The sequence below is a fragment of the Bacillus sp. 491mf genome, assembly GCF_900112415.1.
In the GTDB taxonomy this organism is placed as follows: domain Bacteria; phylum Bacillota; class Bacilli; order Bacillales; family Bacillaceae_G; genus Bacillus_A.
In genome coordinates, this window is record NZ_FOLV01000008.1 from 146,477 (window position 1) to 157,787 (window position 11,311).

The following is an 11,311-nucleotide window of genomic DNA, read 5'->3' on the forward strand; positions in this document are numbered from 1 at the left end:
TCTTTTTGGGGATTTGAGCAAAATTACCCTATATTAATATTTTCTTAGTTATTTTAATCCTAACTTTGCACATAATTGATACAAAAAGTATAGTCCATGTAACTGTTCTTGATTACGTTTATTTAAATGCTGTTGGCACTCCCGGACAATGCTTTTTGCCCCTTCAATATTGTATTCCTCCAAATTTCTAATAGATTTTTTTAATTGAACAATTTCGTGTGAATACACAGCGTTTTGTGTAAGCTTCATTAACAAAATTTTAATAAACTGATATGAATTAAAGTAGCGATAATTATTTTTACCTCTCTTTGAATTAACATGTCTCTCTTTTTCCCAATATCGTATAGTAGAAGTAGAAATTTTTGTTTTATTTGCTACCTCTCCAATCGTCATTAGGTGATTTGCTATCGATTGAGAATCAACGATATTGTTTAGGTCTTTTATTATTCTAGTTGCTAACTCTTTTTCTTGATAGGTGACTGCTTGTATCTCGTTGATTATCCAGAGTGCAGAATTCAAATTTTTTTGTTGCAGTTTTTTTAATACAGCTGTTGTTATCTCCATTCCAAACCCGGGTGACATGGCTACTATACATTCAAAATATGCTAAATGTTCCTCCGTATAGATTCGATATCCTGTATCCAACCTTTCTGTGGGTGGGATAATCCCCCTTGTTTCGTAACTTCTTAAAGTGCTAGTACTTACATTTAACCTTTTCGCAATATCAATAGGCCTTATATTACTCTTCATTCTTCTTCATCCCTATCAACATTAAATTTATTATAAAGTTTATCATTTAATCCCCTTTAAAATAAGTATATACAATTGAAAACTTTATAATTGGCTTTAATGTTATAAGATTAAGGAGTAAGTAATAAAAAATGATGGAGGGATCTAAGTGTCAAAATTAAACATTCAACCCGAAATGTCAATTGAAGAGTTAGGACAAAAAGTATCTGGTTATCTAAAGGACCATTGGGAAGAAGTTCTTGCAAATACCATTGAGGAACTCCAAAAATTATTTCCGGAGTATGAAGATGCCACGTATGGTATGTACTTAGATAACCTACTTCCCCCAGCATGGAAAGAGCTTGAGAAAGCAGGTTTTCAGTCTGCTGAAAAAACAAAAGAAGATGACTTTATTATTGCTGGCTGCTTAAATTTTAGAAATTCTATTGAAAAAGCAAAATGGGGAACGCCTGATCATGAAAAACGTATCTTTTGGATTGTCATTGAAAACCAAAATAAACAATTAATTGGTACTTTTCTTTTTGAATTATCTCATTCTCATGTAAATTTCAACCTCCCTTCAGCTCCAAAACTAATGACTTTTACAAGTACTGAAAGAAATGAAATTACCAAAAAAATTCTAAGCCTAAACGAAAATTCTTGATTAATGTAACAAGAGACTGTCTAAAAAGGGCTTGATCCATCCAACAAGTAACAATATATGGAACTACCTACTATTTAAGTTCCCACATAATCTGTGAAAATGCACATACTTCAAAATGACGACGATTCATTTCTTCAGGTATTCCTTTTTTCTTCTTTGCTGGACTAACCCAACGCCACCAAGCATCTGGTATCCAGGATAAATCTAAGCGAGGGATCAGCTTTCTTTTCAGTACGAGCAACTGGAATCACTTCTTTTCGAGTAAATTGATGTGAGAATAAGAATGGAATCACTTCTTCCATAGACTTATCTTGGTTTGTAGAACGCAAAGATATTGAATTTAAAATCTTAAATAATGTTGCTCTATGACTGGCAAAAAAACGTCATAAAAACCCCTCTTTCTTTTTAGGGGGTGAGAGCATCTGGCCATGCATAGAAGTGGTCAGGTCCTATTTCTGCCACATGCAGGGTTTAAGACAAAAGGAGAAAGCTAGTAGCGTTCATGCCGTATTCTTCATAGCAGCGACTTATATGTCGAAAAATTAAAATGGATTTATAAAGTAAATAAGCCAGTATTTCTAGGAATTTCCCCTAAAAATGCTGGCTTGACTATCATACAATCAGTTTTATTTCTTTTACATCTACTATATCCGCAAACCAACCTAATACTTTGTTATGATGGTGAATGATATCCTCAGCACGTAATTGTTCTGAATCAAACGTACTATGCGCCCCTTGAATCAACGTTACCTTATACCCTTCACTAAACGCGCGGCGAACAGTTGTATCTACGCAATATTCTGTTTGCAATCCACAAATAAAAAGATGTTCGATTCCTTTTTCTCGCAAAACTTCACGAAGATTCGTTTTATAAAAAGAATCCGGTGTTTCTTTTTCCACTATCATCTCATTTGGCATTGGAGCAATTTTAGAATGAATGTGCCAACCTGCTGTACCTTTTTCTAACGGATGCCCCTTAGAACCATTATGCTGGACATAAATAACAGGAATATCATGCGCACGACATCTTTGAATGACTTCCTGTAAATTTCGCAATAATTCCGAGCCATTATGTACAGGTATACCTACTGTATACATACCTTCTTGCACGTCAATTACTATAAGCGCTTGTTTCATTGCAATTACTCCCTTTCCCAATATAGGAATCTACATATTCACTATAATATAAAACCTCAATGACATTGGACCAATTTAATACCGAACCAACAAAATCATTAATATTTAATCCTGGCATCTCATAAGTTTCTCCATCATTTACTGTACCAGTTGCATCTTCTATAACAGTAACTTTATATCCCTTTTCAAAAGCAGCAATAGACGTAAATAAGCAACAATATTCTGTATTAAATCCTACTACAACCACATGATTAACATTATTCTGACGTAATATATCATCTAAACTTGTATGTAAAAAAGCACTCGGCGTGGCTTTTTCAACTAAATAATCTATATATTTTACAAACTGATTTTCTATTTCACTGTCTTCCGATTGACTGTATATGCAACTCTCTGGATTTTCATCCTTGTGCTTCATAAAAATAACGGGATTACCTTGATCTTTAAAACGATTTATCATCTTTTTAATTAAATCTTTTTCAGAACTAAAATTCTTTTTTGCTAAAATTCCTTTTTGCATATCTAGAACTAGCAATGCTTTCATACCATTTCCCCTTTAACTCACGATTTGTATTCCATCATCCAACAATCTTCCCATACCCCTTCATGCAATTCATGTTCTTTTAACACTTTTACTTTTTGAAACCCACACTTCTCATAACAACGAATTGCTCGTTCATTACTTACTCTTGGATCCATCGCGATTGCGAATGCTCCTAATTCATTCTTAATATATGTAATTACAGCCAGTACAAGTTCTGTACCAATTCCTCGGTTCCAGTACGCTGTTTCTCCGATAAATTGATCCATTCCCCACACATTTTCTCTCTCATCATATCCATATAACGCTTTCCATTCTGGATCTAAAGGATAGATTTGTATATAACCGATAGATTTGTTTTTGTATTCTACAATACACCGTTTCTCTCCCGAACTACTTATATAGCGCTCTCGAACTTGCTGTAGTGATTGTGGTTTATCTCGTCCTTCATAAAAGCGTAAAACTTCAGGGTTTGATAGCCAATTTGATAAAGTTTGAACATCATTTTCTGTTACGTATCGAATGGATACATCTTTCTTCTGAAATAACATAATTCTCCTCCGTTCGCAATAGTTGCAATGTTCATTTTCATTAAATATTACAAAAACAAAGTTGACATAATGTTATTATTACATTTCATCCAAAGAAAGCATAGCTACTTTTTTGGCTTTCTCCCTTCTTTCCATATACATTTCGATCACTAAACTAAGCAACGCGAAAAGAAAAATAACCCCACCTATTTGGAAAGTTTGACTAAAACTATTCATAACCGCATGTTTATATTTTACTTGAATTTGTTTATAAAATTTATTATTTTCACTCGCATCCTTCATTACACTTTGCTGTGAAGTTATTAATTTTAACTCTTGTATCATTTTTTCTTTTTGCAAACTTGTTTGATTACTTTCATAAATGATTTTTTCCGCTTCCTTATTTACTTTTTCTTTTTCAATAGATAGTTGGTGATTTAAAATAACCACTAAAACAGCTACACCAACAATACTACCTACTGTTCTAGAAATATTTGATACACTTGATGCAATACCCGATTTTTCAGCTGGCACACTTAATACTGCAGTTGTTGTAAAAGGAGCGAGTGTACAACCTGTACCAATACCTACAATCATAAGCCTCCATACATGGTCCCAATCCGTATCGTTTAATGACATATGACCAAATGAATAAGAAGCAATTAAAAATGCAATCATTCCTATACAACCAATAGCAATACTTCCACGCTTAGCAGCAATTGGTGTCATAATTGCAGTCACCACCATTGAGACAATTGCTAATGTACTAATAATCGTTCCGGCCCGAAGTTCACTCATTCCTTCTACTTCTACTAGATAAAAAGCAAAAACAAATAAAAAGTTCATAATGCCCATCCCCACAAAAAACAAAGCGAGATTAGCAAATGAAAACTCCTTGTATCTGAATAAATGTAAAGGTAACATCGGATTTTCACTTTTCTTTTCAATGATAATAAATAATACGAAGCTTATAAAAGAAATGATAAACAGAAAACTCATAGTGGCGTAGTTTACACTTGATTTATTCACTTGTATAAGAGCATATACAAGTGTAACCAAAGCGAATGATGAAGTAATCATACCTGGCCAATCTATTTTACGGCTAGATGTAAGATCATAAGATTCTTGAATTAAAAAGAAAACGAAGAGTAAAGAAAGGATACCAATTGGAACATTAATAAAAAACACCCAATTCCAGCTCAATTTATCTGTTAAAACACCGCCAAGGGAAGGACCAATCGCAGCAGCTAAGCCGCCAAAGGCCCCCATAATTCCACTAATCATACCTTGTTTTCCTTTTGGAACAAGTTCTAATCCAAGTGGCATCGCAACTGGAACAATAATAGCAGCAGACATTCCTTGGAGTACACGAAAAATAACTAACATATGAAAAGAAGAGGCAAATCCACACATTAGTGAACTAATTGAAAATCCTAATAAACCAATAACAAACAACATCTTGCGACCAAATTGATCTGCAAGACGTGCCGCAATTAATAAACATGTAACAAACGCAACGTTATATCCATTTGCAATCCACGAAATATTGTCTATTGAAGTATGAAACGTTTTCGTCATTTCTGGAAGTGCAATACTCACAATATTTGAATCTAAGATCGCCATAAAAAATCCAGAAACTAATGCAAATAGTGCAAATAATTTTCTCATATCCTTATATCTCCCTATTTATCCCGCATTAACGGGCAGTAATACTCCCACCTCAAAATTCGGCGAAAGCAAAGAAGTTAGGTGGGAGATAAACTGCCCGTAAAAGCCCGATTGGTTCAACTAATAATCAGTGGGGGTTGAAGAAAACCCCCACTGATTAAAGTTTCACTTTATTTTCCTTATAAGAAACCCCGTTAACAAAAAGATTTACACTTGTCTCTATGTATTCTTCTAATTTAATATCCTCGTCAGTTAGGCTAACATTCATAATATATAAAAATAACTGACCATAAAACATGTTTGCTATTAATCGATAATTGCACGGTGCAATGTACCCTTTTTCACTAAGTTTTTGTAAATATGTTTCTAAGTGATCAACTAAATGTGAATTTAATTCATGAAGCAGTCGTTTCATCTCACTATTTTGTCTGGATTCAAGTAAAGCCGCCCAAATGTAATTTAACTTTGGAAGGTTAATCTGTATGTATGTTTCTGCAATTGTTGTAAGGTCTTTACTTAAATCACCAGTAAACTGTTCATCCAATCCTTCTAACAACGCAACTGGTGTTGTTCGTAAAATAATACTTTCTCGAAATAAATTTTCTTTATTTTTAAAGTTACGAAAAATGGTTAATTCGCTTACCTCTGCCTTTTCAGCAACTTCACGAATTGTCGTTGCTGTGTATCCTTTTTCACCAAATAATAAAACAGCTGCTTCAATAATCTTTTCTCTTGCTGATGTTTTTCTCATTTTATTTCCCTCCATTTAATATATAAGTAAGTGATTACTAACATATTACCATAAAGTAAAATGTTAGTAACTAATTACTTTCATTTTATGAAATATTCTTCCATTTAACAGAACGATATAATTTCATCAACTATTAACTTGTATTGCCTTAGAAGAAATAATGGCATTCATGTCCTAGATACGCTTTTAAAATACTTTCACCTATTTTTAAATAGAAAACATTTTTCAAATACTATTTATTCTCTACTTGCTTTATAGCACTGTATATCTTTTTCTTCATATCTAAAAATTATTTTTCTCAAGTAACTTCCAACTGCTAACGGTATAAATAAAAATATTTGTACATATGTTGAAGAGATGGAAATCATGATACAACTAAACTTTGAAGAAAACCTGTTAACAAAAACTACGTGGTGTTATTACAAAGATTATCTTCCCCAACAATAAATAGCCTCCTTACTACATATATCTAGAAATAAGGTTGTCCGTTTACTAGAAAAGGAGCGTGGGATATAATGACTGCTCTATTAGCTTATGATGCCGGAACCGGTAGTATCCGAGCTGTCTTATTTGATTTACAAGGGAAGCAACTTGCTGTAAGTCAACGAGAATGGGTTCATATGGAAGACTCACGATATCCAGGTTCAATGGATTTTGACGTAAAGGAAAACTGGAAGCTTATTCAAGGCTGTACAAAAGATGTACTACAAACAAGTCGTATTCCTTCTTCTACTATTCAAGGAATTAGTGCAACAAGTATGCGCGAAGGATTTGTTTTATATGACAAGGATGGTACTGAAATTTGGGCATGTGCCAATGTTGATAACCGTGCGACAGCTGAAGTTACACAACTTAAACAAATACGATCTCACCTTGAACATGATATATATACAATATCAGGGCAAACTTTCGCTCTAGGTGCATTACCAAGATTAAAATGGATTGCAAAACATCAACCTGACATTTATGAAAGAACACATTCTATTACAATGTTAAATGATTGGATTTTATATAAGTTGTGCGGCGTATTACAAATGGATCCTTCCAATGGATGTACGACGGGGATTTTTAATTTACATACTAGAAATTGGGCTCCAGAACTAATAGAGAAATGCAACCTCTCATCAGTACTCTCACCGAAAATAAATGAAGCTGGAACTATTATTGGAAACGTAACAAAACAATGCGCAGCAGAAACTGGATTATTCGAGGGAACGCCTGTTGTTACTGGAGGCGGAGATGCGCAAATGGCTTCTCTTGGTTCTGGAGTTGTCCAAAGCGGGCAAACTTTCATTTGCGGCGGAAGTTTTTGGCAACAAGAAGTGAACATAAGCAATCCTGTGCTAGATCCAAATGCTCGCATTCGTGTAAATTGTCACGTTCTTCCTACTCTTTGGCAATACGAAACAATTGCCTTTTTTCCCGGTCTTGTGATGCGCTGGTTTCGAGACGCTTTCTGCCTGGAAGAAAAACAACGAGCAAAAGAACTAGGTATCGATGCTTACGAATTATTAGAGGAACAAGCAAAGGATGTCCCAGTTGGATCACGCGGTATCATTCCAATTTTTTCTAATGTCATGAACTATATTTCTTGGCGTCATGCATCTCCCTCTTTTATAAATTTAAGCTTAGATCCTGAAAAGTGCGGGAAGAAAGAAATATTTCGAGCTATTGAAGAAAATGCAGCTTTCGTGACATATGGAAATTTAAAGTTAATTGAAGAATTAACAGGACGGTTCCCGAAAGAGGTAGTTTTTGCTGGAGGGGCTTCAAAGGGAAAATTATGGTGTCAAATTGTCGCTGATGTATTAGGTGTTCCTGTAAAAGTACCTGTAGTCAAAGAAGCAGCCGCTTTAGGAACAGCAATTGTAGCGGGGATTGGTGCCGGTATTTATCATTCAATGGAGTCTATTTCTGAACAATTTGTAAAATGGGAAACAACGTATTTACCGAACAATAAAAATCATGAACAATACCAAAAACTATATAAAAACTGGAAGGCTGTATATCAGCAGCAACTTCAATTAGCTGATCAAGGATTTACTTCTCATATGTGGATTGCACCTGGAGCTCTGTAAATTGTTATAAAAAGGAGTGAAAAGCATGCTAAAAGTAAATGAAGAAGATTTCTCCTATCGCTTCGGTGATAATGGACCAAAATATTTAGTAAAGGGCCCTAATATTGATATAGGTGTTGTTGTCATTAAACCAGGGCAAGATTTTCAAAACCATTATCATACAACTTGTGAAGAAATTTTCTATGCATTAGAAGGTGAGATAGATTTCTATATTAATCACGTAAAAGTTCCTATTAAACAAGGTGACGTCTTACAAGTTCGTCCTCATGAATCTCACTATCTCATCAATCGTTCTTCACAAAATTTTAAAGCGCTCTTTATTAAATCGCCTCATTTGCAAGAAAAAGATACTGTACAAACAGAAAATCCAAACTGTAATTAAGGAGTGATACCCTATGACTTGGGGATTTCAAAATCGCTTACATACTATTTTACCTGATGGAAAAGCAGTTATGTTAGCAATTGATCACGGTTATTTTTTAGGACCCATTCATGGATTGGAACAGCCTCTTGAAACAGTAAAAAGTTTACTTCCTTACACGGACTCCCTCTTTTTAACTCGAGGTGTACTTAACTCTTGTATACCAGAAGATTGTAAAACGCCTATGGTTCTTCGTGTATCTGGCGGGGCTACTGTAGTTGGAAAAGATCTTGCGAATGAAACAATTGTTACTCCAATAAAAGAAGCTTTGCGTCATAACGTAGCTGGCGTTGGCGTATCTGTCTTTGTTGGATCTGATTATGAAACACAAACTGTAACAAACCTTGCGAATGTTGTATCTGAAGCACACGATTATGGTTTACCTGTACTCGGAATAACTGCAGTAGCAAAGGAACTTCAAAAACGGGAAGCACGTTTTTTAGCGTTAGCTTCACGTGTATGTGTTGAAGTGGGTGCTGATATCATTAAAACGTATTACTGTGAAGGCTTTGAAAAAATCACAAGTACATGTCCGGCTCCAGTTGTGATTGCAGGGGGGCCAAAGTTAGACACAATTGAAGCAGTGCTTACAATTACATACAATGCACTGCAAGAAGGTGCAGTCGGTGTTGATATGGGACGAAATATTTGGCAATCCGAACATCCGGCTGCGATGATTCAATCGATTCATGGCATCGTAAAAAATGGATTGAATGTAAAAGAAGCTCTAGAATTATATAATACGATTACAAATTCGTGAATCATAATTATATAAAACTACATTTTTCACTTCCAGTAACACTGATTGTGTAAATATGAACACCCTCTAAACTTTGAGAATAGAGGGTGTTCACATTTACACTTACATTTCTTGTTCGCTTCTCAATTCACATATTTGTTAAAGTGAAAAAATTAATTTTTTTCTTTCTTCTCTAACAGCTCAATAACTCTATCTAATTTCTTCTCAATTTCACTTATAGAAGCTCTTTGTCTAGATTGATTGACGAGTCGTGATCGTATAAATGCGCCAAGCGAAATAAAAAATAGCAGTATTAAAGCGAAGAAAAGAGTAATTGAAACAATGTTTAAGATTGAAAAAATAGCCATTCTTACATCTATCCTTCCTGTTTCTTCTTTATTCCTATGTTATCTTGATTGGCATTGTTGAAATTCTATTTAAAAAGATTCTTAAGTTAAGAGGTTATTCCCTTACAAAACTTTAATGTTGAATCTAACTTTTCTTTCTCTTTCAACAAGTTCATTAATTGGCAAACAGTTACTGCAAACTCTGCAAACGCAGTACCTTTTGCAGTTATGATTGTGTCTTCCACTTCAATATCTGTTCCTGTATATACCGATGTTTCAAATAGGGCTTTGTTATTCTCATATGTATGCTGAAGACACGTAAATTTTCTACCGTTTAGTACCCCTGCTTTTGCTAGCAAAATGGCAGAAGCGCATATAGAAGCAATAGGAATATGTAAGTTATAGGCGTTCATTAATGTCTTACTAACCATTCCCTCATCTACTATTTCATGAACACCATCTCCTCCAGAAATAAGGATGAGATCAAATTCATTTACCTTAATTTCAGATAAAGAAGCTTCGACTTGAGTCCTTAATCCACCAATACTTTCTACTGGTTTACCATCTACGGAGACGGTAGTAATTTTGGCTTTACCTATTTTTCTAAGCAAAAATAATGCGTGGGCTATTTCAAAATCAGCGTATTGTGGATAAGCGAGAAACAATACTTTTTCCATACAATAATCATTCCCCTTTACATTTGTTATTCAATTACTTTTAAAACCTTAAACATTTCTATCCGGTACTTTTAGAATAAATCGAGAAGGTTTTCACTTCCAAATTGTTAGAATAATCAATATGGAATCTTGTATAATGAAAGCAGTAATAAAAATCTACAATAAACGGACGGTGTTATATATGAATGAGAATCTTTCCATACAAGAATACTCTTCTAATTATCAATCTCAAATTTTAGATTTAATCCTTTCCATCCAACAAGATGAATACAATATCCCTATTTCAAAAGAGAATCAACCTGATTTACTTAGCATAGAAAGCATTTACCAATTTGGTAACGGTAATTTTTGGGTCGCACTTTATCAAGGAGAAGTTGTAGGCACTATCGCTCTTTTAGATATTGGCAATCATCAATTAGCATTGAGAAAAATGTTTGTGAAAAAAGAGTATAGAGGCAAAATATTTCAAACAGCCGGTCTTTTATTACATAATGCGATTGCATGGGCAAAGACAAAAGAAGTGAAAGAAATATACTTAGGAACAACGCTGCAATTTGTAGCGGCCCATAAGTTTTACGAGAAAAATCATTTTAAAAATATAGAAATTGATAGATTACCTACAAATTTCCCTATTATGCAAGTAGACAAAAAATTCTATAAATATACTGTTCATAATTAGTAGTATCAGATGGTGAATAACCCCTCCTTATCCACCTTACGGATTGATTGAAGAAGGGGCTTCCTGTTTCATAGACCGTTGCGTAGTGGGGTGTCCCACTGCGTCTTACACAGTCTCCACAGGCGTAGATTATACTGTTCGGACATAACCTTGCCCTACAGTTTATAGGTTTTAATTTGTAGCAAGCAATTCTTCTAATCCTTTTTGTAAGATGTTCCGGCTCGCGTTATAGTCTCTATCCAATACCGTTCCACATTTTGTACAAATGTGAGTACGAATAGAGAGAGACTTCTTCACACGATTCCCACAAACAGAACAGTCTTGTGAAGTATACTTTGGTTCTACCTTAA

15 protein-coding genes and 1 pseudogene are annotated in these 11,311 nt (G+C 34.4%); 6 read left to right on the top strand and 10 right to left on the bottom strand.

Going from position 1 to position 11,311, the window contains the following annotated elements; translation table 11 throughout:
- Nucleotides 1-48 precede the first annotated feature (48 nt).
- A complete protein-coding gene (locus BM211_RS10685) occupies nt 49-750 on the bottom strand; it encodes a MerR family transcriptional regulator (RefSeq protein WP_090996975.1) in 702 nt (233 codons plus the stop codon).
- Between the two features lie 148 nt (nt 751-898).
- On the opposite strand from BM211_RS10685, the gene BM211_RS10690 reads away from it, so the two are divergent.
- On the top strand, nt 899-1,393 hold the full coding sequence (locus BM211_RS10690) for a DUF6022 family protein (protein ID WP_090996978.1): 495 nt from the start codon (nt 899-901) through the stop codon (nt 1,391-1,393).
- Between the two features lie 70 nt (nt 1,394-1,463).
- On the opposite strand, the gene BM211_RS26435 is transcribed toward BM211_RS10690, so the two are convergent.
- The 6 genes from BM211_RS26435 to BM211_RS10720 form a co-directional block, all read right to left on the bottom strand.
- Nucleotides 1,464-1,634 carry a hypothetical protein gene (locus tag BM211_RS26435; protein ID WP_177206917.1) on the bottom strand — a complete coding sequence of 57 codons (171 nt, stop codon included), beginning with the start codon at nt 1,632-1,634 and terminating at the stop codon, nt 1,464-1,466.
- Nucleotides 1,635-2,005: 371 nt separating this feature from the next.
- A complete protein-coding gene (locus BM211_RS10700; RefSeq protein ID WP_090996981.1) occupies nt 2,006-2,530 on the bottom strand; it encodes a cysteine hydrolase family protein in 525 nt (174 codons plus the stop codon).
- Nucleotides 2,505-3,074, bottom strand: coding sequence for an isochorismatase family protein (locus BM211_RS10705; protein WP_090996985.1), 570 nt, complete (start codon nt 3,072-3,074; stop codon nt 2,505-2,507). The genes BM211_RS10700 and BM211_RS10705 overlap by 26 nt, the downstream gene beginning before the upstream one ends.
- Nucleotides 3,075-3,091: 17 nt before the next feature.
- Complete coding sequence (locus tag BM211_RS10710; RefSeq protein WP_090996988.1) at nt 3,092-3,622, bottom strand: GNAT family N-acetyltransferase; 531 nt, start codon at nt 3,620-3,622, stop codon at nt 3,092-3,094.
- 78 nt (nt 3,623-3,700) lie between these two features.
- The gene (locus BM211_RS10715; protein ID WP_090996992.1) at nt 3,701-5,269 is read right to left on the bottom strand and encodes an MFS transporter; all 1,569 of its coding nucleotides are present in this window, start codon (nt 5,267-5,269) and stop codon (nt 3,701-3,703) included.
- Nucleotides 5,270-5,426: 157 nt separating this feature from the next.
- On the bottom strand, nt 5,427-6,020 hold the full coding sequence (locus BM211_RS10720; protein WP_090996995.1) for a TetR/AcrR family transcriptional regulator: 594 nt from the start codon (nt 6,018-6,020) through the stop codon (nt 5,427-5,429).
- Nucleotides 6,021-6,377: 357 nt separating this feature from the next.
- Between BM211_RS10720 and BM211_RS25905 the strand changes: the two are divergent.
- The 4 genes and pseudogenes from BM211_RS25905 to lsrF all read left to right on the top strand — a co-directional run.
- A pseudogene (locus BM211_RS25905) lies at nt 6,378-6,527 on the top strand (sugar-binding transcriptional regulator); the annotation flags it as partial.
- A gap of 8 nt (nt 6,528-6,535) precedes the next feature.
- On the top strand, nt 6,536-8,098 hold the full coding sequence (gene lsrK, locus BM211_RS10725) for an autoinducer-2 kinase (RefSeq protein WP_090996997.1): 1,563 nt from the start codon (nt 6,536-6,538) through the stop codon (nt 8,096-8,098).
- Between the two features lie 25 nt (nt 8,099-8,123).
- A complete protein-coding gene (locus tag BM211_RS10730; protein WP_090997000.1) occupies nt 8,124-8,480 on the top strand; it encodes a cupin domain-containing protein in 357 nt (118 codons plus the stop codon).
- A 13-nt stretch (nt 8,481-8,493) separates the two neighbouring features.
- The gene (lsrF, locus tag BM211_RS10735; RefSeq protein WP_090997003.1) at nt 8,494-9,279 is read left to right on the top strand and encodes a 3-hydroxy-5-phosphonooxypentane-2,4-dione thiolase; all 786 of its coding nucleotides are present in this window, start codon (nt 8,494-8,496) and stop codon (nt 9,277-9,279) included.
- Between the two features lie 152 nt (nt 9,280-9,431).
- On the opposite strand, the gene BM211_RS10740 is transcribed toward lsrF, so the two are convergent.
- Together BM211_RS10740 and BM211_RS10745 are read right to left on the bottom strand one after the other, a co-directional pair.
- A complete protein-coding gene (locus tag BM211_RS10740; RefSeq protein ID WP_090997006.1) occupies nt 9,432-9,626 on the bottom strand; it encodes a DUF4083 family protein in 195 nt (64 codons plus the stop codon).
- Between the two features lie 86 nt (nt 9,627-9,712).
- The gene (locus BM211_RS10745; protein ID WP_090997009.1) at nt 9,713-10,282 is read right to left on the bottom strand and encodes a DJ-1/PfpI family protein; all 570 of its coding nucleotides are present in this window, start codon (nt 10,280-10,282) and stop codon (nt 9,713-9,715) included.
- A 181-nt stretch (nt 10,283-10,463) separates the two neighbouring features.
- Between BM211_RS10745 and BM211_RS10750 the strand changes: the two genes are divergently transcribed.
- Nucleotides 10,464-10,961 (top strand): GNAT family N-acetyltransferase, encoded by a 498-nt coding sequence (locus tag BM211_RS10750; RefSeq protein ID WP_090997021.1) that lies wholly within the window; start codon nt 10,464-10,466, stop codon nt 10,959-10,961.
- Nucleotides 10,962-11,132: 171 nt separating this feature from the next.
- On the opposite strand, the gene BM211_RS10755 is transcribed toward BM211_RS10750, so the two are convergent.
- Nucleotides 11,133-11,311: zinc ribbon domain-containing protein (locus tag BM211_RS10755; RefSeq protein WP_141771622.1), on the bottom strand; the 179-nt coding region annotated here is incomplete at its 5' end.